Origin of the sequence: uncultured Gemmiger sp., assembly GCF_934561205.1 — a bacterium.
Classification (GTDB): domain Bacteria; phylum Bacillota; class Clostridia; order Oscillospirales; family Ruminococcaceae; genus Gemmiger.
Genome location: NZ_CAKTFU010000022.1, coordinates 1 through 22,186, shown reverse-complemented (window position 1 = coordinate 22,186; position 22,186 = coordinate 1). Strand labels below are relative to the sequence as shown.

The 22,186-nt window shown below is 58.6% G+C and carries 19 protein-coding genes; 6 read left to right on the top strand and 13 right to left on the bottom strand.

The window, feature by feature from the left end:
* Nucleotides 1-157 (top strand): glucuronate isomerase (locus Q0I19_RS10950; RefSeq protein ID WP_296023751.1); only part of this gene is annotated, 157 nt, incomplete at its 5' end.
* A 59-nt stretch (nt 158-216) separates the two neighbouring features.
* Here the strand turns inward: Q0I19_RS10950 and Q0I19_RS10945 are convergent.
* The gene (locus Q0I19_RS10945; protein WP_294760493.1) at nt 217-1,278 is read right to left on the bottom strand and encodes an AraC family transcriptional regulator; all 1,062 of its coding nucleotides are present in this window, start codon (nt 1,276-1,278) and stop codon (nt 217-219) included.
* Between the two features lie 252 nt (nt 1,279-1,530).
* Between Q0I19_RS10945 and Q0I19_RS10940 the strand changes: the two genes are divergently transcribed.
* Both Q0I19_RS10940 and Q0I19_RS10935 read left to right on the top strand, forming a co-directional pair.
* A complete protein-coding gene (locus Q0I19_RS10940) occupies nt 1,531-2,931 on the top strand; it encodes an MFS transporter (RefSeq protein WP_294760492.1) in 1,401 nt (466 codons plus the stop codon).
* On the top strand, nt 2,928-5,378 hold the full coding sequence (locus tag Q0I19_RS10935) for a glycoside hydrolase family 2 TIM barrel-domain containing protein (RefSeq protein ID WP_294760490.1): 2,451 nt from the start codon (nt 2,928-2,930) through the stop codon (nt 5,376-5,378). The genes Q0I19_RS10940 and Q0I19_RS10935 overlap by 4 nt, the downstream gene beginning before the upstream one ends.
* A gap of 273 nt (nt 5,379-5,651) precedes the next feature.
* Here the strand turns inward: Q0I19_RS10935 and Q0I19_RS10930 are convergent, their stop codons facing one another.
* Nucleotides 5,652-6,572, bottom strand: a complete 921-nt coding sequence (locus Q0I19_RS10930; RefSeq protein WP_294760489.1) for a LysR family transcriptional regulator — start codon at nt 6,570-6,572, stop codon at nt 5,652-5,654.
* A 118-nt stretch (nt 6,573-6,690) separates the two neighbouring features.
* On the opposite strand from Q0I19_RS10930, the gene Q0I19_RS10925 reads away from it, so the two are divergent.
* Together Q0I19_RS10925 and Q0I19_RS10920 are read left to right on the top strand one after the other, a co-directional pair.
* The gene (locus Q0I19_RS10925; protein WP_294760486.1) at nt 6,691-7,326 is read left to right on the top strand and encodes a cytidylate kinase-like family protein; all 636 of its coding nucleotides are present in this window, start codon (nt 6,691-6,693) and stop codon (nt 7,324-7,326) included.
* Complete coding sequence (locus tag Q0I19_RS10920) at nt 7,319-8,665, top strand: MATE family efflux transporter (protein WP_294760484.1); 1,347 nt, start codon at nt 7,319-7,321, stop codon at nt 8,663-8,665. The genes Q0I19_RS10925 and Q0I19_RS10920 overlap by 8 nt, the downstream gene beginning before the upstream one ends.
* Before the next feature lie 52 nt (nt 8,666-8,717).
* On the opposite strand, the gene Q0I19_RS10915 is transcribed toward Q0I19_RS10920, so the two are convergent.
* The 6 genes from Q0I19_RS10915 to Q0I19_RS10890 form a co-directional block, all read right to left on the bottom strand.
* Nucleotides 8,718-9,674: a DUF4349 domain-containing protein gene (locus Q0I19_RS10915; protein ID WP_294760482.1), complete on the bottom strand. Its 957-nt coding sequence runs from the start codon at nt 9,672-9,674 to the stop codon at nt 8,718-8,720.
* Between the two features lie 83 nt (nt 9,675-9,757).
* A complete protein-coding gene (locus tag Q0I19_RS10910) occupies nt 9,758-10,828 on the bottom strand; it encodes a hypothetical protein (RefSeq protein WP_294760480.1) in 1,071 nt (356 codons plus the stop codon).
* Between the two features lie 57 nt (nt 10,829-10,885).
* The gene (gene proS / locus Q0I19_RS10905; RefSeq protein WP_294760478.1) at nt 10,886-12,325 is read right to left on the bottom strand and encodes a proline--tRNA ligase; all 1,440 of its coding nucleotides are present in this window, start codon (nt 12,323-12,325) and stop codon (nt 10,886-10,888) included.
* Nucleotides 12,326-12,355: 30 nt separating this feature from the next.
* On the bottom strand, nt 12,356-12,592 hold the full coding sequence (acpP, locus tag Q0I19_RS10900; RefSeq protein ID WP_294760476.1) for an acyl carrier protein: 237 nt from the start codon (nt 12,590-12,592) through the stop codon (nt 12,356-12,358).
* Between the two features lie 140 nt (nt 12,593-12,732).
* Complete coding sequence (locus Q0I19_RS10895; protein ID WP_294760474.1) at nt 12,733-13,689, bottom strand: transketolase family protein; 957 nt, start codon at nt 13,687-13,689, stop codon at nt 12,733-12,735.
* A complete protein-coding gene (locus Q0I19_RS10890; RefSeq protein ID WP_294760473.1) occupies nt 13,682-14,551 on the bottom strand; it encodes a transketolase in 870 nt (289 codons plus the stop codon). Before Q0I19_RS10890 ends, Q0I19_RS10895 begins: the two co-directional genes overlap by 8 nt.
* A 249-nt stretch (nt 14,552-14,800) precedes the next feature.
* Between Q0I19_RS10890 and cls the strand changes: the two genes are divergently transcribed.
* Nucleotides 14,801-16,363 carry a cardiolipin synthase gene (gene cls / locus Q0I19_RS10885; protein WP_294760471.1) on the top strand — a complete coding sequence of 521 codons (1,563 nt, stop codon included), beginning with the start codon at nt 14,801-14,803 and terminating at the stop codon, nt 16,361-16,363.
* Nucleotides 16,364-16,647: 284 nt separating this feature from the next.
* Here cls and Q0I19_RS10880 read toward each other — a convergent pair whose 3' ends face one another.
* The 5 genes from Q0I19_RS10880 to Q0I19_RS10860 all read right to left on the bottom strand — a co-directional run.
* The gene (locus tag Q0I19_RS10880) at nt 16,648-17,139 is read right to left on the bottom strand and encodes a hypothetical protein (RefSeq protein ID WP_294760470.1); all 492 of its coding nucleotides are present in this window, start codon (nt 17,137-17,139) and stop codon (nt 16,648-16,650) included.
* Between the two features lie 296 nt (nt 17,140-17,435).
* Nucleotides 17,436-17,801, bottom strand: coding sequence for a BlaI/MecI/CopY family transcriptional regulator (locus Q0I19_RS10875; RefSeq protein ID WP_294760469.1), 366 nt, complete (start codon nt 17,799-17,801; stop codon nt 17,436-17,438).
* A gap of 314 nt (nt 17,802-18,115) precedes the next feature.
* Nucleotides 18,116-18,814, bottom strand: coding sequence for a sigma-70 family RNA polymerase sigma factor (locus Q0I19_RS10870; protein WP_294760468.1), 699 nt, complete (start codon nt 18,812-18,814; stop codon nt 18,116-18,118).
* 282 nt (nt 18,815-19,096) lie between these two features.
* Nucleotides 19,097-19,816, bottom strand: coding sequence for a hypothetical protein (locus tag Q0I19_RS10865; protein WP_294760467.1), 720 nt, complete (start codon nt 19,814-19,816; stop codon nt 19,097-19,099).
* Nucleotides 19,817-19,826: 10 nt separating this feature from the next.
* On the bottom strand, nt 19,827-22,186 hold a 2,360-nt coding region (locus Q0I19_RS10860), incomplete at its 5' end, for a DUF3427 domain-containing protein (protein ID WP_296023745.1).

Below are 22,186 nucleotides of genomic sequence, written 5' to 3'. Positions count from 1 at the left end.
CCTGAGCTACACCCGCCACGAGCTGTTCCGCCGCCTGATGTGCAACCTGATCGGCAACTGGGTCGAGAACGGCCAGTTCCCCAACGACGAGAAGGCCCTGAAGAAGATCGTCGAGGGCATCAGCTACAACAACGCCAAGCGTTATTTCAACCTGTAATCGTTAAACCATGCAGCCCCCGGCGGACAATGTCCGCCGGGGGCTTTGCTGTATCCCGCCTACTCCCCTGCCGTCCGGCGGCTTTTGCGCCATTGCTGCGGGGTCATGCCGTAGTGCTCGCGGAAAAGTGCATAAAAATGCGTGCGGTTGCTGAATTTCAATGCCGCCGCTATTTCGCTGACCGAAAGCTCGCTCTCCGCCAAAAGCTGCTCGGCTTTTTGAAAACAAAAGGTCATGCCGTAGTCAAACAGGCACATTCCCGTGTGGCGGTGCACGACTGTGTTCAGGTAACTGCCGTTATAGTGCAGCAGCCGCGCCAGTTCGGCGCGGGACATGCGGCCGTCGGTGTCCTCCAACAGGCGGCGAATGCGCAAAAAAAGCACGTTGTCCGCCCCCGCGCTCAGGTGCACGGGCGTGGCGTAGTACTCCTTTTGCAGGTAGTCCAGCAGACGGCAAAACGCGCCTTTCATGTCATAGTCCGCACCGGGGCCGGGGTCCAGCATGATGCGTATCAGGCAGTCGGTCAGATCGTGCAGGCTTTCGATGCCGGTTAGGTTGTCGCGTGCGGGGAACAGATCCTGGTATTCCTTGGTGGTCTCGGCGCCCATATTGGCAGTCATAAAGCGGATGATATCATTCTCGCGCAGGCCGGGCAGCTTGGTAAAATAGCGGGCGGCGTCCTCGGCCAAAAGGGTCTTGATAAAATCCACCGACATGCCGATAAAGCACACCTTCGTCTGCCCGATAAAACGCTCGGTGTGCAGGATACTGCGGTTGATCAGGCAGCAGGTGCCCGCGCGGTACAGGTAGTCCTGCCCTTCGATCTGCTGGATCATCTCCCCCTGCAAGACCAGCAGCAGCTCAAAATAATCGTGCTTGTGGGGTTCGCGCGCGCTCAGGTTATGGAACAGCGCATCGTTGCGGTTGCCCCGAAACCAGCACTGCCGGGGCGAGAACATCAAAATATTATAATAGTCGTCCTCGGTCATGCCGCTGCAATACTCCACGGTGATCTGCAGCGGAGCCATGATGCGGTATTCGTTTTGGTCGTCCGCACCGCGGTTGGCGGTGGCTAGGATATTCTCGTAGCTGCGGTTCTGCAGACTGTCCGTGGCGGGCATGAGCGGCACGTCCTTTCTGTTCAAGTGCGAATATGATACAAAATGCCGTTTGTACGGCTTGAACCTGTCATTGTACGCAGCGCCGAAACAGTGTACAATAAAGGCAAGATAAGGCGAAACGCAGGGCTGGATCAAGCGGCCGTTGGTTTTATTATACCTGCTTTTGCCTTGTGTGTAAAGATGCGCAAATACCCCTGTAATTTTTGTGATACAGTTTGTGCTGTATCCGCGCAAAAGAAAGGAAAATGTATCATGTCCACTGCCACCGCCGAAAAGAAATACCTGAAATGGTATCAAAAAGTTGCCTACGGCTCCGGCGACCTGGCCGCCAACTGCTCCTACGGCCTGGTTTCCAGCTTTATCCTGCTGTATCTGACCGGCACCATGGGTCTGAACAGCGGCATCATCGGTACGCTGATGCTGGCCTCCAAATTCCTTGACGGCATCTCTGACGTCATCTTCGGCACGCTGATCGACCGCACCCACTCCAAGCTGGGCAAGGCCCGCCCCTGGATGCTGTACGGCCAGATCGGCCTGTCCGTCTGCCTGTTCCTGTTGTTTGCCGTGCCCGCTGCAGGCACCACCGTGCAGTACATCTACTTCTTTGTCGTGTACACCGCGCTGAACGCCGTGTTCTTCACCGCCAACAACATTGCCTACGCCTCCCTGGTGGCTCTTATCACCAAGAACAACAACGAGCGTGTGCAGCTTGGCTCCATCCGCTTTATGTTCGCCGTTGTGACCAACATCGTCATGGGCTTTGCCGTCACCGGCATGGTCGAAAAATTCGGCGGCGGCGCTGCCGGCTGGCGCACCACGGCCCTGATTTTCGCCATCATCGGTCTGGTGGTCAACACCATCAGCTGCCTGGCTGTCAAGGAACTGCCTGAGGACGAGCTGGCCGATGAGCTGGCCGCCAAGAAAACCAAGAACGCCGACGACGACAAGCTGTCCTTCGGCGAGACTGTCAAAATTCTGCTTCACAACAAGTACTACCTGCTGATCCTGGCCATCTACCTCGTTTACTACATCATGAGCAACCTGACCACGGGTGCCGGCGCCTTCTGCGCCACCTACTACTGGGGCGACGGCAGCCTGCTGGGTACCTTCTCGATGATGAAGATGTTCCCCGTCATCATCGCGCTGGCCCTTGCCCCCGGCCTTGTCAAAAAGTTCGGCAGTATGCAGAAAGTCAACTTCTGGGGCTACCTTGTCAGCAGTGTGCTGGGCATCCCCATGATCTACTTTGCCGCCCAGAAAAACGTCAAAATGTTCCTGCTGCTCATGTTCATCAAGGGCATCTTTGCCGGTATGCTCAGCGGCTCTCTGAACGCGCTGATCGCTGAAATCAGCAGCTACACCACCCGCACCACCGGCAAGCGCATGGACGGCATGATGTTCAGCTGTTCCTCCCTGGGCGTCAAGGTCGGCGGCGGCATCGGCACCGCGGCTGTCGGCTGGCTGCTGGAACTGGGCGGCTTTGTCGGCACGGCTGCCGTGCAGAGCGAGAGCGCCATCACGATGATCTTCAACCTGTACATCACCTTCCCCGTTATCATGGGCGTCATCATCACCGTGCTGCTGGCCTTCCTGGATGTGGAAAACGCCAACAAGAAGTGGGACGCCGAACATAAAAAGGAGACCAACGCATGATTTGCCGGAATTTCAACGCCGATTGGCGGGTAGAAACCGCCAGCGCCGACTCCCGCATGAAGTCCTTCATGAACGCCACCGAGGAGCAGGTCGTCCACCTGCCCTACGACGCCATGATCCACGAGGAGCGCGACCCCAACACCCCCAACGGGTCGCAGAGCGGTTTCTACCCCGGCGGGGAGTATATCTTCCGCAAGACCTTTACCGCCCCCGAAGGCTGGCGCGGGCTGCCGGTTTTCCTGACCTTTGAGGGCGTATACCAGACCGCACTGGTCTATGTGAACGGCTGGCAGGTCTGCAAAAACGTGAACGGCTACGCCGAATTCACGGTGGATCTGGCCCCCTACCTGAACTTTGGCGGCGAGAACACCGTCAAGGTGCATGCCGACAACAGCCAGTGCCCCAACAGCCGCTGGTACACCGGCAGCGGCCTGTACCGCGGCGTACAGCTGCAGGTCGGCAGCCGCGTATATCTGCCGCGCGACGGCGTGCGCATCACCACCCGCGAGATCGGTGAGGATTTTGCCGATGTCGAAGTCGTGGCCCGCGTGAAAAACCACGGTGCAGAAACCGCCCGCATCACCGTTAAAAACGCGCTGCAGCGCGAGGGTGTCGTCTGCCATGACGCACAGACCCTGCAGCTGTTCCCCGGCGAGGAAAAGAAGGTGCACTTCCGCTACTGTGTACCCTGCCCCGCCCTGTGGAGCCCCGAAGCCCCGCACATGTACCGCGGCGTGACCGAGATCTTTGACGGTGACACCCTGCTGGACACCGACGAGACCCCCTTTGGCATCCGCACCCTGAGCGTGGACGCCCTGCACGGTGTGCGCATCAACGGCAAAATCGTCAACCTGCGCGGTGCCTGCATCCACCACGACAACGGTATTCTGGGCGCTGCCACCCTGGCCGCCGCCGAGGATCGCCGCATCCGCCAGCTGAAGGAGGCGGGCTTTAACGCCATCCGCAGCAGCCACCACCCCGCCGGGCGCGCCATGCTGGACGCCTGCGACCGCCACGGTGTGCTGGTCATGGACGAGCTGAGCGACGTGTGGACCGTGAGCAAGAACCCCCACGACTACACGCGGTATTTTGCCGGGGATTGGCGTGCCACCGTCGAAAAGATGGTTGCCAAGGACTACAACCACCCCAGTGTCATCCTGTACTGCATCGGCAATGAGATTCCCGAGGCCGGCACCGACAGCGGCGCAGCCATCAACCGTATGCTGTGCGACGCGTTCCGTGAGTTGGATCCCACCCGCTACACCACCAACGCCCTGAACGGCCTGATGGCCGCCGGCAGCCGTCTGCGCACCATTATGGCCGACGTGGCCGCCCGTTTCCCGATGGGCAAGGTCGGCGGCGACGGCGCAGGCAGCAACGCGCTGAACAGCTTTATGAGCCTGATGTCCGGCGAGAGAGGCGATTTCTTCTCGACGCATCCCGAAGTGAACGAGGCACTGTCCGGCTGCGAGGAAGGCTGCGACATCGTCGGCCTGAACTACCTGACCGGCCGCCATGTGGCCGAGCACGAAATGCACCCCCACAAGGCCGTGCTGGGCACCGAGACCTACCCCGCCGACATTGTGCGCCTGTGGCGCATTGTGGAGGAAAACCCGCATGTCATCGGTGATTTCACCTGGGCCGGTTATGACTACCTGGGCGAGGCCGGCTGCGGCATCTTCCACTACGACGGCGGGCAGAACTTCAGCACCATCTACCCCGAACGCACCGCCTACATCGGTGATCTGGACCTGCTGGGCAACCGCCGCCCCATCAGCTACCTGCGCGAGGTCGTCTACGGGCTGCGTAAGGCGCCCTACATTGCCGTCATGCGCATGGACAAAAACGGGCAGACCCCCTCCCACACGCCGTGGATGTTCAAGGATAACATTGCCTCCTGGACATGGCCGGGCTTTGAGGGACAGACTGCCTCGGTGGACGTCTACTGCGATGCCGACGAAGCGGAGCTGTTCCTGAACGGCGAAAGCCTGGGCCGCAAGCCCTTGCAGGACTTCACCGCCACCTTTGACGTCCCCTATGCCCCCGGCACACTGCGCGCCGTAGGCTACAAGGGCGGCCGGACGGTTGGGGAGTTCAGCCTTTTCACCGCCGAAAACGCCCGCCTGACCGTGACCGTTGACCACAAGACCCTGCACGCCGACGGTGAGGACGCCGCGTTCTGCCTGGTGCACTTTGCCGATGCCAACGGCAACGATGACCTGTTTGCCGGCCACACCCTGAAGGCCGAGGTCAGCGGCGCTGCCGCGCTGGCCGCCTTTGCCAGCGCCAACCCCAGCAGCGAGGAGCGCTACGACACCGCCGACACCGTGACCTTTGACGGCTACGCCATGGCCGTTGTGCGCACCGGCGAAACCGCCGGGCCTATCACCCTGACCGTGACCGCCGACAACGGCGAGACCGTGCAGGTGGACCTGACCGCCGAATAAAACACCAGCGCCCCCGACCGATGGTCGGGGGCGCTTAGCTTGTAGAAAAAGCCTGTTACCGGAAGATTTGTAGGGATGGGTCTTGACCCATCCGCACATCTGGCCGCGCGCAGCGCATAAAATCGCGCCGAATGGCGCGCGGTTTTCTCGCCATGTCGTGCTTTTGGCAAGGCGGCACGGAACGGTCGAGACCGTTCCCTACAAACCAACCAATAGGCTGCAAATGCTGCATAAGGTCAAATAAAGTTTATCGACAGCCTGTACGCAATGCCGTTATTTTTCCTGCCCCGCCAGCTCGTAAACGGCGCAGGCGGACAAAATCATCGCTTCCAACTCCTTGGCGGCGCGGCTCAGATACTGGCGGCGCTGTTTCAAAAAGCAGATTTTTCGCTTGGGGATGGGCGTTTTTAAGTCCAAGCGGCGGATATCACTGTAGCCGCCCTCATCCCGCAAAAAGGATTCCGGCACAAAGCCCACGCCCAGCTGCCCGCGCACCATCGGCAGGATCTGGTCGGCGGTGGCGGCCTCGATGTCGGGGCGCAGCGCCAGCGTCTGCCGCGCAAAAAAATCCGAGTAAAAATCAAAGGTCGAGGTATTCGGCCCCAGGCAGATGATCGGGTACTCTGCCAGTTCGGGCAGGGACAGCTTGCGCCCCCACAGCTCCGAGAACGCCGCGCCACAGATGGGCACCTCCTGTATTTCCATGACCGTGCGCTCCTGCAGCGAGTCGGGTACCTCGGCAGGGGTGGTGACCATGGCAAAATCCGCCAGGCCGTTTTTCAGCACGTCGATGGCCTGCGGGGTCGGGTGGTTGAACATGCGGATACGCACACCGGGGTAGCGCTTGCGGTAGTCGCGCAGCAGCGGCAAAAGGCAGCAGCGCAGCGAGATCTCGCTGGCGGAGATCGTCACCACACCACCCTGCAGACCGCGCTCGGCGGTCAGCTCCTCCTCCCCCGTTTGAATGTGCGCAAACGCGCGGGAGATATGCGCGTACAATCGCTCGCCCTCCGGCGTAAGCTCGGCCCCGCGGTGGGAGCGCGCAAACAGCTTGCAGCCCAGTGCCTGTTCCAGGTTCTTGATGGTGCGGGTCACGTTGGGCTGGTTGTTCATAAGTACCGCCGCAGCCTGCGTAAAACTGCGATATTTGGCAACATAGTAAAAAACACGGTAACTGTCATAGCTGATATTCATACGAATCACCATATCAAATTGATATACTTACACAGTAAAATTAACATTTTTAATATACCTATATTGTGATTATAATAGGTATGTTGACGAAAGTCAAGACTTTGGGAGGGAATGTACTATGGCAGAAAAAATGCCCCAGATCGTTTGTATCGGCCGTCAATACGGCAGCGGCGGGCGCGAGGTCGGCGAGCGCCTGGCCAAGCTCTTGAATATCCCCTGTTACGATAAGGTCCTTGTTACCGAGACCGCCATCCAGTCCGGTTTGAGCGAGGCGTATGTCAAAAACGAGGACGAGACCCCCGGCCAGAGCCGCTGGTTCATCAGCGGCAACCCCTTCGCGGACAACGCCGCGCTGACCGATGCCTTTTACTCCGGCAGCCAGGTCACCTACGACACCCAGCGGGACATCATCCGTCAGCTGGCACAGCGCGGGCCCTGCGTCTTTGTGGGGCGCTGCGCCGCCGCCATTCTGGACCGCAGCGACGTTGTATCGGTCTTTATCTACGCAGACGAGGAGGACTGCATTGCCCGCGTGATGCAGCGCAACAACCTGACCGCACAGGAGGCCGCCAAGCGCATCAAGCATGTCAACCGTATGCGCAAAAAGTACCACGCCTTTTACGCGGATTCCGATTGGGGCCAGCCCGACAGCTATGACCTGATGCTTTCCACCAGCAAGCTGGGCATTGACGGCTGCGTCGAACTCATTCGCGATGCCCTGAACCTGCCGAAAGAAGGTGCCTCCCATGAATAAAGACCTCACCGTGGGCAATCCCGAATCGGTTTTGTGGAAATTCTGCCTGCCGCTGTTCGGCAGCATCGTGTTCCAGCAGCTGTACAACATTGCCGACAGCCTGGTAGCGGGCAAATTTATCGGGGAAAACGCCCTGGCCGCCGTGGGCAACAGCTATGAGATCACGCTGATTTTTATCGCCTTTGCCTTTGGCTGCAACATGGGCTGCAGCGTCATTGTGTCGCAGTACTTCGGTGCCAAAAAATACGGCAAGATGAAAACGGCCGTCTCCACCGCCTGCATTGCCAGCGCCGTGCTGTGCGTGGCGCTGATGGCGGGCGGCATCCTGGGCTGCGGCGCGCTGCTGCACCTCATCAACACCCCCGCCGAGGTCTTTGCCGACTCGCAGCTGTACCTCGACATTTACATCTGGAGCCTGCCGTTCGTTTTCTTTTATAACATTGCTACGGGTATTTTCTCGGCGCTGGGCGATTCCAAGACGCCGTTCATCTTCCTGGCCATCTCCTCCACCGCGAACATCGGCATGGACATTTTGTTCGTGACCGCGTTTAAGATGGGCGTGGCGGGCGTGGCCTGGGCCACCTTCCTGTGCCAGGGTGTCAGCTGTGTGCTGGCGGTGCTGGTGGTTTTTCTGCGGCTGAAAAAGGTGGAGTCCGGCACAGGCAAGTCCCCGCTTTTCTCCTGGCCTATCTTCAAAAAAATCGTTGTCATCGCCGTGCCCAGCATCCTGCAGCAGGGTTCCATCTCGGTGGGCAACATCATCATTCAATCGGTCATCAACAGCTTCGGCCCCGGCGTTATGGCGGGCTACTCGGCCGCTGTCAAGCTGAACAACCTGGTCATCACCTCGTTTACCACCCTGGGCAACGGCATCTCCAACTACACAGCCCAGAACATGGGTGCCCGCAAGCTGGACCGCATCAAACAGGGGTTCCGCGCCGGCGTCAAGATGGTATGGATGCTCAGCGCCCCGCCGCTGGTGCTGTACTTCTTTGCCGGGCGGGTGCTTTTGCAGCTGTTCCTCAATGATCCCTCGGCTGCCGCCATGGACACCGGCATCATCTTCCTGCGCATTCTGTCGCCCTTCTACTTCATTGTTTCCGCCAAGTTGGTGGCGGACGGCATCTTGCGCGGTGCGGGCCTGATGGACCGCTTTATGATCGCGACCTTCACCGACCTGATCCTGCGCGTTGTGCTGGCGCTGGTGCTGTCCAAGACGGCGCTGGGTTCCACCGGCATCTGGTGCGCCTGGCCCGTGGGTTGGACGGTGGCCGCCGTTATGTCCTACAACTTCTACCGCAACGGTCCGTGGAAAGCCGCGCAGACTGCTGAGGTGTAAACAGCAAAACAATGACGCCCCGCAAGGCTTTGCCTTGCGGGGCATCGCTTATTTATTGCTTATACTTGGGTTGGTTCGGGGTTTCTGCGGGGGCATCGTAGACGGCAGGTGTCGGGGCGGCGGGTTTCTGCTTGGGCTTTTTGGGGTGCTTGCGCCGCCACAAGGCCACGGCGGTGACTGCGACAGCCACGATCAGCAGCAGCGGCCACAGGTAGACGACGGCAACGGCCAGACCCTGCACAAAGCTGACAAAGCCCGCACCGCCCTCGCTGAAGGCGTCCGCGATGCGCTGCCCGAAACCGGTCGATGCCGTGGGGCTGTACACCGCGACCTCGTTCAGCGTTGCCTCCACAGTGGAGTACATCACCTGCGAGTCCATGGCGCGCAGCTTGCGGGTGTAGCTTTCCAGCTCATACTGCACATCGGTCAGCTGGTTTTCGATTTCCAGCAAATCGGCGGTGGTTTCGGCCTTGTCTGCCAGGGCGTTCAGGCGGTCGCGCTGTGCTTCCAGGGCGGCAAGGCGCGCCTGCACGTCAATGTAATTTTCGGTGATGTTGCTCGCGTCCTCGCTCAGGGAACTGACGCTGCCGCCCTTGCCTGCCTGCTCCAAAAAGGCGCGGTAGTTTTCCGCCGGGACGCGCACCGTGTAGCTGGCGTAGCGGTCGTGATCCTCCTCGCTGCCCGATACATAGGTATGCTCCAGCCACCCGCCGGTATCCTCCACAGCGGCCAGGAACGCATCGCGGGCGGCGGCAAAGTCAGTCGCTTCGATGCGCATATCGGCGGTGTAGACGATCTTCTGCTCGGTGTTCTGCACCGACGGGTCCAGCGACGGGGTCGTGCTGCCGCTGTCGGTGCCGCCGTACTCAGCTTCCATGGCGGCGGATTCGTCGTAATAGCTGCCGTTCGCCACAGAGGCGCTGCTGGCGTAGCTTTCGGAACTGGCACCGCAGGCAGCCAGCAGAGCCGCCGCCAGCAGGGCCGCAGGGATTCCTAAACGTTTTTTCATGGGGATACCTCCTTTTTCATGGTTCCTTCACCTATAAAGACGGAAACGGCGTCCGCACGTTACAGGCGGCAAAAAATTTGTGTTTACGCGCCCGCACGGGGTGCCAGCAGCACCGCCGCCAGATAAAAGCCGTACAGCACCAGGCAGACAGCCCCCTGCCAGCGGTACAGCCGCTTGCGCAGCAGCGGCGGCAGCAACAAGACCAGCGTCATGACGGCGCACAGCGGGATATCGTAGCTGCGGTACTGGTCGGCGATGGGCAGACGTTGGCGGTACATCAGCCCCGATACCGGCAGGGCCAGCGTCAGGTTCAGAATCGCGCTGTTCAAAAGCTGCATCGGCAGCGTATCCGGCGGGAAAAACCGACACTTCAACGCAAATTTCTTCCAGATCGAGCCAAGCGGGTGATCCAGCACGTCCGCCAGCAGCGGCAGGCAGAAGCCGAAGCTGACCAGCGTGGACGCCCACAGCGCCTGGATTGTGCCTGTCAGGTTGGCAAAGGTGATGGCACTGTACGCCAGCGCCTGCGCCCCGATGCCCAGCAGCACCATGCCCAGCACCACGCCGGACAGGTTTTTCAGGCTGTTGAACACCCCCATGGCGGGAAAGGACATTGTGCCGGCGGTGTAGCTCTCGGCAGGGGCATCGGCCGCGCCATCGGTGGAGATCGGCTCCTGCTCTGTGCCGTCGGCGGCATTGTATTGGTAGACGATGCTTTGCAGCACAAAAAAGACAAACAAAGCCATCAAAATGCCTGTGCCCGTGTAGCTGAGCTTGCCGTCCCGCACGAACAGCAAAACCGTGGCGCAGGCTGCCAGCAGCAGCGCGCACTTGCGGGTAAACTCGCCCCGATGCACGGTCGCAGCCTGGGGTTGCAGCAGGCAGACCGCCAGTGCCAGCCCCAAGTTGGTGACGGACCCTGCCAGCGCCGCGCCCACCGCAATGGAGGTAAGCGACAGACCCGCCGCCTGAAACGCCAGTGTAAGCTGGGGCAATGCCAGGCAGAAGGGCACCACGGTGCCCCCCACGACCCACAGCGGCAGCCCTAGCAGCGCACAGCACCAGGTGGTGCAGCGCCCCGCCAACCGACTGCCCACCGCCGTACACACCAGGCCGAGGGCATAAACACACAATGCCAGCAGAATTACAAACATAGTGATTCCTTTGCAAAATCCAAAAAAGCGGTGCCGTTCGGCACCGCTTTTGCGCTTTTAATAGGCAATACCCCAGACGACCATCTTCTGCGCAGGTTTGCCGCAGATGGGGCAAACGTCGCTGATGTGTTCCTGGGCAAAAGGCATGCAGCGGCTGGAAAGGCCAAACTCGGACTTCATAGCTTCCTCACACGCCAGCTCGCCGCACCACATGGTCTTGATAAACCCGGTGGAGGCAGCTGCCTTTTCTTTGATTTCTTCCTTGGTGGCAGCGCTGGTGGTGCGAGCCTCGCGGTTCTTGAGGGCGCGGTCGTACAGATCCTTGGCCAGCTCCTGCATGGCGGCGGGGATGGCAGTAGCCAGCTCCTCAAATTTGACGAACTGCTTTTCGCGGGTATCGCGGCGGACCAGCACGCACTGGCCGTTCTCGATGTCGCGGGGGCCGACTTCCAGGCGGACAGGCACGCCCTTCATCTCCCACTGAGCAAACTTCCAGCCGGGCTGCTTGTCGCTGTCGTCCAGCTTGACGCGGGCATACTTGCCGATCTCGTCCGCCAGCTCGCGGCATTTTTCGATAACGCCGGGCTTATGCGCAGCCACAGGTACGATGACCACCTGCACGGGGGCAATGGCAGGGGGCAGGATCAGGCCGTCGTCATCGCCGTGCGCCATGATGATGGCACCGATCAGACGGGTGGAAACGCCCCAGGAGGTCTGGAACGGGTACTGCAGGGTGTTGTCGCGGCCGGTAAAGGTCACGTCATAGGCGCGGCTGAACTTGTCGCCAAAGTAGTGGCTGGTGCCGCTCTGCAGCGCCTTGCCGTCCTTCATCATAGCCTCGATGGTGTAGGTAGCCTCGGCACCGGCAAACTTCTCCTTGTCGGTCTTGCGGCCCTTCAGCACGGGGATGCACAGGTCATTCTCGCAGAAATCGGCGTAGCAGTTCAGCTGCTGCTCGGTCTCGGCCTTGGCCTCTTCGGCGGTCTCGTGGATGGTATGACCCTCCTGCCACCAGAACTCGCGGGTGCGCAGGAAGGGACGGGTGGATTTTTCCCAGCGGACCACGCTGCACCACTGGTTGTACAGCATGGGCAGGTCGCGGTAGGAGTGCAGCACATGGCTGAAATGGTCGCAGAACATCGTCTCGCTGGTGGGGCGCACAGCCAGGCGCTCCTCCAGGGGGTCGCTGCCGCCGGCGGTGACCCAGGCCACTTCGGGGGCAAAGCCATTGACCAACTCGCCTTCCTTTTTCAGCAGGCTTTCGGGGATCAGCACGGGCATGGCCACGTTCTCGTGGCCGGTGGCCTTAAAGCGGCTGTCCAGAATTTTCTGGATATTCTCCCAGATGGCAAAGCCATAGGGACGCAGCACCACAAAGCCCTTGACGCTGGAATATTCCACCAGCTCGGCCTTGGTGCAGATATCGGTGTACCACTGGGCGAAGTCGACCTCCTGGGCGGTGATCGCCTCGACCATTTTTTTCTTATCGTTTGCCATATTTTTCCTCACACTTTTGGGGGCGCAGTATCAGACGCGCTCCTGCATATATTTGACCACATCACCCACGGTGTGGAAGTTTTCGATATCCTCATCAGGGATCTCCACGCCGAATTCGTCGGACAGGGTGGTGATCATGTCGATAACATCCAGGCTGTCGGCACCGAAATCGTTGACGATATCGCTGTCGGGGGTGATCTTTTCAGGCTCAACCTCCAGCTGGTCGGCCAAGTATTCACGGATACGGGCAAAAATTTCGGAATCCATACAGTTACTCCTTTATGATAAACACTTTAGTACATTTAATATATAGCGTATCTGCGGCGCAATGTCAAGTGTTTCGGCCGCAATTCCGCAAAAAACAGGGCGCTGCACAAAGCACAGCACCCTGTTCAAAAGCGTATTGCTTAGACCGTGCCGGGGTAGACCATATCGCGCACAGCGGCGGCGATGTTCTCGGCGGTCAGGCCGTAGTCACGCAGGACCTCGGCGGCGGGGCCGGAGTGGCCGAACTTATCCTGCACACCGATGCGGCGCACGGGAGTGGGCATTTTCTCGCTCAGCAAAGAGCAGACAGCCTCGCCCAGGCCGCCGATGATGTTATGCTCCTCGACGGTGATGATGTTGTGGCACTCGCGGGCGGCGGTCAGGACGATCTCCTCGTCCAGCGGCTTGATGGTGGGCATGTTGATGACACGCACACTGATGCCCTGGCGCTTGGCCAGCACGGCGGCGCGCAGTGCCTCGCCGGTCATCAGGCCGGTGGCGATGATGGCGGCGTCAAAGCCGTCGGTCAGCTTTTCGCCCTTGCCGATGTGGAACTCATAGTTGTCAGCGTTGTGGAACACCGGGCTGGGCAGACGGGACAGACGCAGGTAAACAGGGCCTTCGTAATTGTAGGCGGCGATGACAGCGGCGCGAGCCTCGACGTCGTCCGCCGGGCTGAGGACCACCATGCCGGGGATGGAGCGCATCAGGGCGATATCCTCGCAGCACTGGTGGGAGGCACCGTCCTCACCGACCGAAAGGCCGGCGTGGGTGGCGGCGATCTTGACGTTCAGGTGGGGGTAGCCGACGGTGTTGCGGATCTGCTCAAAGGCGCGGCCCGCGGCAAACATGGCAAAGCTGGACACAAAGGGCACATAGCCCATGGTGCTCATACCGGCGGCAACGCCTACCATGTTCTGCTCGGCAATGCCGCAGTCAAAATGGCGCTCCGGGTAGGCCTTCTTAAAGATTTCGGTCTTGGTGGCGGCGGCCAGATCGGCGTCAAAAACCACCAGATTGTCTGCGCCCTGCTGGGCAAGCTCAACCAGCGTGTTGCCGTAGCTTACGCGGGTGGCAATTTTTTTCATATCAGCCATTGTTGCGCTCGATCTCCTTTTCCAAAGCTTCATATTCGGCACGCAGCTCGCTCATGGCCTGCTCGTACTCGGCATCGTTGGGTGCCTTGCCGTGCCACTCGACAGCGTTCTGCATGTAGCTGACGCCCAAACCCTTGGTGGTGCGCAGCAGGAAACAGGTGGGCTTGCCGCTGCCGTGGGACAGTTCAAACATCTTGAACGCCTGCTCCAGCTCGGCGTAGGAGTTGCCGTTGCAGACAATGGTGTTGAAACCGAACGCGTCCAGCTTGCGGTCCAGCGGCTCGGAGTTCATGACGTCGCGGGTAGCGCCGTCGATCTGCAAACCGTTGACGTCCACCATAATGCAGAGGTTGTCCAGCTTATAGTGGTTGGCAAACATAAAGGCTTCCCAGCACTGGCCTTCCTCAATTTCGCCGTCGCCCAGCAGGGTGTAGACATTGATGTCGCTGCCCATCTGCTTGGCGCCCAGGGCCATACCGCAGGCGGTGGAAACGCCCTGACCCAGGCTGCCGGTGCTCATGTCAACACCGGGCACGGTGTTCATGTTGGGGTGGCCCTGCAGGTAGCTGTCGGAATGGCGCAGGGTGGGCAGATCCTCCACAGGGAAATAGCCGCGCTCTGCCAGGGTGGCGTACAAACCGGGGGCGCAGTGGCCCTTGCTGAGCACAAAGCGGTCACGGCCCGGATCCTTGGGCTGCTCAGGGTCAATGCGCATCTCACGGAAATACAGGTATGTCATCACGTCCGCAGCGGACAAACTGCCGCCCGGATGCCCGCAGCCTGCGCCGTGGGTAGCCTCAATGATACCCATACGCACGCGGGTCGCTGTCAATTTTAACTGCAGCGTTTCTGTTTTTGTCATAGTTATGTTCCTCCGGTCCCTTGGAAATCTAAAAGGCGTTATTGCGCCACATACTATACTAATATATATTATACACGATTCGCCGAAACTCGCAACCACTTTTTCAAAATTTGGCGCAGAAATTGGTGCCGGCAAAATTTTTGTCGACTTTTTGTGCGCTTTGCCCAAAGCGTACAAGGAGCGCGCTTGCAAAGCGGCGGCAGCTGTGCAATAATAAGGGTATAGCGTTTTATCGGGAGCGAGGTGCCTATGAAAAAGTTAAAACCCGCACGGCGGCGGCTTTTACAGCGGCTGCTGTCGATTGTATTCAGCCGTTTGACGCTGACGTTGCTTTTGCTGCTTTTGCAGGCGTTTTGGCTGTTTTCGCTGTTTTTCTGGCTGGCGGATTACGCCAAGGGCTTCAACACCGCCGGGCTTATCCTCAGCGTGCTGATGTGCTTGGCGCTCATCCGGCAGGATTCCACCGCGCCGGAATTCAAGATCAGCTGGATGATCTTATTTATGGTCATGCCGGTGCAGGGCGGGCTGCTCTACCTGCTGTGGGGCAACAAGCGCCCCGCGCGTATTCTGCGCCGCAAGCTGGAACGCGCCGAGGCCGCGCTGGCGCCCCTGCGCATCGCCGACCCCTTTGCCCTGCAAAAGCTGGAACACCAAAACCCCCGCGCCGCGCTGACGGCCCGCTACCTGCGGGACTACGCCCCCGCGCCGGTGTACGACGGCACCGCCGCGACCTACTACCCCAGCGGTGAGGCCATGTTTGCCGCCATGCTGCCCGCGCTGGAAAGCGCCGAGCACAGCATTTATATTGAGAGCTTTATCATCGGCGAGGGCGAAATGTGGGGCCGTATCCACGAGATCTTACGCCAAAAGGCTGCCGCCGGGCTGGACGTGCGCGTAATTTACGACGACGCAGGCTGCCTGACCCTGCTGCCGCACAACTATGCGGAGACCCTGCAGCAGGAGGGCATCCGCGCGTTCAGCTTCAACCGCTTTGTGCCGCTGCTGAACCTGGTCATGAACAACCGCGACCACCGCAAGATCATGGTCATTGACGGGCGCATCGCCTTTACCGGCGGCGTAAATCTGGCGGACGAGTATATCAACCGCATTGCCCGTTTCGGCTACTGGAAGGACAGCGGCGTGCGGCTGGAAGGCCCGGCCGCCGCCGGGTTTGCCAACATCTTTTTGAGCTTCTGGCGCGGGCACTATCCCGATGAGGGGCTGGACGCCGCCGAAAGCCTGCCCCCTGCCCCGCCGCAGCCGACCGACTGCCTGGTGCAGCCCTTTGCCGACAGCCCCATCGACCGCGAGAGCGTGGCCAAGAATGTCTACCTGGAGCTGATTTCCCAAGCGCAGAATCGGCTGTACCTCTGCACGCCCTACCTGATTCTGGACGATGACATGCAGACCGCACTGCGCCTTGCCGCCAAGCGCGGCGTGGACGTGCGCATCTATGTGCCGGGCATCCCCGACAAAAAGACGATATATCTGCTGACCCGCAGTTACTTTTTGCATTTATTGCAGGCCGGTGTAAAAATTTACACCTTCAACCCCGGCTTCCTGCATGCCAAAACCTGGCTGTGCGATGACAAAATCGCCTCCGTCGGCACGGTGAACCTGGATTACCGCAGCCTGTATCTGCACTTTGAGTGCGGCACCCTGCTGTACGGCGGCGCCGTTTTGCAGGATATCGCCGCCGACTTCGCCGCGCTGGAGCGCCACTGCCGCGCCGTCCTGCCTGAAGATTGCCACACAGGCTTTGCGGGCACGATGTACAGCGCCGTATTGCGGCTGGTCGCCCCGCTTTGCTGAAAAAAGCCGTACCGCGGCATTGCGATACGGTTCAGTTTGTCAAAAAGTCGGTTTCCGGGACATTTGTAGGGATGGGTCTCGACCCATCCGCACATCTGGCCGCGCGCAGCGCATAAAATCGCGCCGAATGGCGCGCGATTTTCACGCCGTGTCGTGCTTTTCGCAAGGCAGCACGGAACGGTCAAGACCGTTCCCTACAAACCAACCGAAAAGTTCGCAATCGACCCATTCAGTTTATTGACAGTTTGAGGTCGCACCGCCATATGGCGGTGCGACCTCTTGTTTTATTTGACCCGTGCGGTGTTGTAGGCGCGCACCATCATGGCGGCATACCACAGCATGACCACGCTGAACGCCACAAAGCTGACCGCTGCCACGCTGGCCATGGCGGGCATAAAGTGGGTCACGCTGTACACAGCCAGCGGCACAGCGGCCATGGCAGGCATGACCTTGTAGTTCTGCCCCGTTTGGCGCAGCATCAAAAGTGCGGTGCCCCAGAACATCCACAGGTCGGCGGCGCGCAGGGCAGGCTCCAGCCAAAGCCAGCTGCCGCCCTGCCCGGCACCGCACAAAAGCAATTCCACAATCAGCTGCCCTATGCCCAGCAGCAGGGGCAGCTTAGCCTTGCCCGCCAGCAGAATGTACCCCACCACGGCCAGCATGGTCAGGCTGACCTCCTGGATGGCAGCGGCTTCCGGCACGGACAGCAGGGCGCGGCCTGCCGCCATAACGCCGATCAAAAGATACGCCAGCGCGGGGCGGTTGCGTTTATCCATAAGAATTTCTCCGTTTCTGTAAGGGCAATACCGCATAAATTCTAAGTGCCGATACGGCGAGCGAGGTGCGGCAGCTGCTAAGCCAAAAGCGCAGGCAATACTTTGTGTATTGGCGAGCATTTTGGCAACGCAGATGCCGTGCCGCAGCCGCCGGAGCGGTGCTTAAGCCGTCAGGCGGGAATTATGCGGTGTTGCCTTAGGCATTGTCCTTGTATTGTAGCATGAACGACTTCGCAATGCAACCGCGCGGCGCAGCAAAAATGCCCCGGCCGAATCAGCCGAGGCATCGCGATTTCTTATGCATTTTCTCGCAGGGCAGCGCGCATCTCTTTTTGGATCTGCGGTGTGGTTTCGTAATCCTGCATCAGGTTTGCCAGCAGCTCAGGCAGTTCATCGGCGGGCAGACGCTCGCTGATGACCTTGGCCAAGTACTCTGCCTGGGACATGGCAGGCTCAAAGGTGCGGGCGTATGTCTTACCGCTGCGCACAAAGCCAACCTCGCGCAGCAGCCCCTTTTGCATAAGGCTGTTCAGCATGGAGAAGATGGAACGTTCCTTCCACTTACGGTCCACGCAGGTCGAGACGACTTCCGTTTGCGCCATGGCATGATCCGCCTGCCAGAAAATTTGCATAATTTGTTGTTCGCTTTTGGTCAGATGCATGGTGCTATATCTCCCTATTGTTGGATTATACTTAGATATTATCTCTTTTTGAAACAAATGTCAATGTATTTTTGTGAAATTTTTGCCGTTTTTGGATTTTTTACAATCATGTTTTGTTTGTGTCGTAATTCCTTGCCGCAGAAAAACCAGCCACACTTTATCAGGCGTTTTATCGTTAGAATCTTTATTTATTTGACATGGTGCGGCAATTTCCGCCACACTATGCCACACGTCATTTTTTATGTGTGTATATCCGTATAACAGCTATACCCCCCCCCGATTTATGGACTATTGTGTCAAGCCGCGGCTTACTGTCAATCGGGGTAGTATTTCCGCAGCGCGCACAGCGCGCGTTTTTCCAGGCGGGATACATAGCTGCGGCTAATTTCCAGCCTTCGGGCGGTCTGCTGCTGGGTCAGTGGGGCTTCGCCGGTAAGGCCGTAACGCAGCTCCAAGACGCGCTGTTCCCGCGCGGGCAGCGTTTGCAGGTACCCGCGCAGCCGTGCCCATTCGCTGCGTTCTTCGCAGTCCCGCACCATGTCGGCGTCGTCCTGCAGGGTGTCCGCCAACGTCAGCGGGGCACCTCCGTCGCCACCCTCCAGCGGCTCCTGCAGAGAGACAAATGTCCCCTCCCGTCGGCGGCGCCGCAATTCCATACGCAGCTCATTCTCGATACATCGGCTCGCGTAGCTGGAAAATTTCCCCGCCCGCCGGGCATCAAAGGTGTCCACCGCCTTGATCAGCCCGATGGTACCGATGGACACCATGTCCTCCTGCGAGGCAGCGGCACTGAAATATTTTTTAGCGATATGTGCCACCAGCCGCAGGTTGTGGCGGATCAGCGTATCCCGCGCACGGGCGCGCGCAGCCCCGCCCTGCTGCAGTTCGGCCAATGCGGCGGCCTCCTGCTGCGGGGAAAGCGGGCGCGGAAAGCTGCCGCCCTCCAGATGCAGCGCCAGATACAAAATATGCCCTGCCGCCGCTTGCAAAAAGACGCCCAACACACCCAACATCGGCCCCACCCCCTGCCGCAGTATACGCAGCAGGACAGCAGCTTATACCAAAAAAGCCGAAACGCCCGCGTGGGACGTTTCGGCTTTGGAATCACTTAAAAAATGCGTTTTGCACCGCGTTCAGCGCGGCAATGCGTTCCGCCAAAGACAATCGCTGCATGTCACATTCTGCGGCAGACCGTGGAATATTGAAATCCTTAATGAGCTCCACAAGAAATCCGGATGGTCTCATTTTAGGTGCCGCGATATATCTGTTTCCTCCTTGCGGCATCATAAAGCGAACTATGCGTTAAATCCAAGCCTTTTCAATCTTCCTCGTACTGCCGATGTGCTGCGCTTTAGGGTAATGGCAATCTCACTCACCGGTACGGACTTCTTGTATAGGTCAACGAGGCAGTCATCATGTTCTTTCGTCCATGGAGCCCCTTGCATCTGTGTCTGCATATTCTCTGCCGTGAGAATTGCATCCAGATTGTCTATGATAAAATGCTGCGCGACATTGTTGTAAACGACAACCTGATAGGGTCCGTTGCTGCTCGTTCGTTCTTCCACGGAAATGCCGTATTCTTCGCCAATTTTCGTTGGCCTTTTCGTGCGCTTTCCGCCTGGTGTGAGCGCCCATTCCATCATTCCAATTTCCGTGAGCCATGTGAGAATTCCCGAATAGGTAAGTTTTTGCATAGCGCCATTATCAGCCAAGGCGTTTATCCGCCTGGCGATTTCGCTGGCCGGGATAGGTACCTCAGAATAGGCAAACTGCCTTCTTTTCTCCAGGGGGATTTCAAGAGGAAGCTTTTTGGGTTTCTTATTCGCAGCTAACTTTGTCCCGCCATTTTCAATTACCTGCCGCAGCACGTCAGATACGAAGAAAAAGCAACGTGATAGCCGGACATTGTTGATAAGATCATCGTCCGGAACCATGGTGTCATCGATGGGGTTGATACCGTTTGCCAGTTTGTCCATATATATTTTTGCCCGTTCTATTTTTTCAAGTTCAGTCATACGCTCCTCCTTACCCCACGACCAACTTATTCGTCTTCTTCAAAAACTTCGCCGGGATCGGGCGGTTCAGCCGCCATATGATATTCATCGGCCTGCTGCCCTCGTGCTTCACATAGTTCGCCGTGCCCAGATAGGTGTACGCCTCCGCGCCGCCTGTCATACGGTCCGCCTTAAACTCACGGACAAACAGCAGTGCCTTACTGCCGCGTTCCTTGTGGTGGATATAGCGCTGGCCGGTGGGTGAATTCTCCGCCGTGGTACTCTGGCTCTGCCAATGAAATAAGCTCTCATTGATGGAATAATCATTGTACATGGTGGTGGGCGAATAGTCCTTGTCCGCCTTGTTCAGCGTCACAAAGAACACGTCGATGCTTTTCTCCGGCAGCCACTTCACACCCTCACGAACGGTGGACGGCTTCATAAAGTCCAGCGCCACCAAGAGCTGGTCGCGGGTATAGGTGCAGTGCAGATCCAGCGGGCAGTCAAAGCCCAGCTCCACCGGCTCGTCGACAAAGTCGATCTGCTCAAAACGGTAGCGCAGCAGCTCCAAGATTTCGCCGAGCAGAACCGTGCTGCCAGACAGGGCATAGAGGTTACTAAGCACTTCTTCGTCGTCCCAGTCCTCCACCACCTTGCCCCAAACGGTGATGTAAAACATTTGCATCATCCGCTTTTCCGCATCCGAAAGCGCTGCAAAATCAAGGTTGTCCAAACGCGGAAGGACGTCCAACAGGAACGAAATCCAGCGGCGAGAATCAACCACGGCGAGCTTTGCAAACGCTTTGGTCAGGATGTCCTCCAACGGTTCTGAAAAGTCCTCGATGGCATCCGCTCTGGCGCAAATGCGAGAAAAAGAGGAAAACCTGTAGATTGCCCGCGGATTGAGATGGTAGTAATCCAAAAAATTTTTGAGCGTCAGCTCCAGCCCACTGTCCTCCGCAAAGGATGCCGCGCGAGCCACCAGCCCAGCCGTATTGCCATAGGACGCGCGGATGTTCTCCAAAATGTACTTGGCCGCCTTCTTCTCCAGCTGGATATAGCAGCCCTTGGGGACGGACACAAAACCATCCTTGATTTCACGACTCACGCTGCGGGTGGTATTCGACAGCAGTGCCGCAAACTTATCCTCAAAATTGTATTTTCGATTTGCCTGACCGATGAAGTCCAGCACGGTCAGGCATTCTTTGTCCTCAGCCAGACGCAGGCCGCGTCCCAGCTGCTGCAAGAAAATCGTCAACGACTCTGTGGGGCGCAGAAACAGAACCGTATTGACTTCCGGAATATCCACGCCCTCGTTGTAAATGTCCACGACGAAGATAAACCGCACCTCGCCGGACACCAAGCGCCGCTTGGCCGCCGCTCTTTCCTCGTCCGAAGATTGCCCCGTCAGGAACATGGATGGGATATTGTGCTCATTGAAGTAGCGGCACATGAACTCTGCGTGATCTACCGTAACACAGAAGCCGAGGCCCTTCACCTCGTCAATGTCCGTCACATATTTCAGCAGTGCCGTCACCACATGGTCGGCACGGCGGTCGGCAACCGCCCCGCTGAACGTGTAGATGTGCTCCAGCTCGCTCTTTTGGTAGCCACCGGCAGACCATTTGAGCGCATCCAGATTCACCGTATCGGTAACGCCAAAATACTGAAATGGGCACAGGAGCTTTCGGTCAATGGCTTCCGGCAGACGGATCTCCGCTGCAATGCGGTTGTTGAAGTATGGAAGGATGTTCTTACCGTCCATACGCTCCGGAGTAGCGGTCAAGCCCAGCAGAATGCGCGGTTGGTAGTAGGACAAGAGCTTCTGGTAGGTCGGTGCGGCGGCATGGTGGAATTCGTCCACGATGATGTAGTCGTAAAAATCAGGACTCGTCTTTTCCGTAAAGCTCTGTGAGTTGAAAGTCTGGATGGACAGGAACAGATTGTCGATGCTCTCCGGCTTATAGTTACCCACAAATAGCTCACCAAAGTTTGCGTCCTTGAGCACGGCGCGGAAGGTGTATAAGCTCTGCTTGAGGATTTCCTCCCGGTGCGCCACAAAGAGCAGGCGGCAGGGTCTATCCGGATTCTGCTTGCAGAATCGCTTGTAATCCAGCGCAGAGATGACCGTCTTGCCGGTACCGGTGGCAGCCACCACCAGATTGCGCGTATAGCCACGGACAGTGCGCTCTGCCTCCAGCTTGTCCAGAATCTCCTGCTGATAGGAGTAAGGCTGGATATCCATCGTGTATATCTCGGCATTGTTGGTGTCGAAATATTTTTCTGCCTTCAGCGCCCGCGCCAAGCGCTCCTTCTGATCCTCCGCGTAGTATTCAAATTCGCGGTCATTCCAGTAATACTCAAAGGTAGCGGCGATCTTGTCAATGGTTT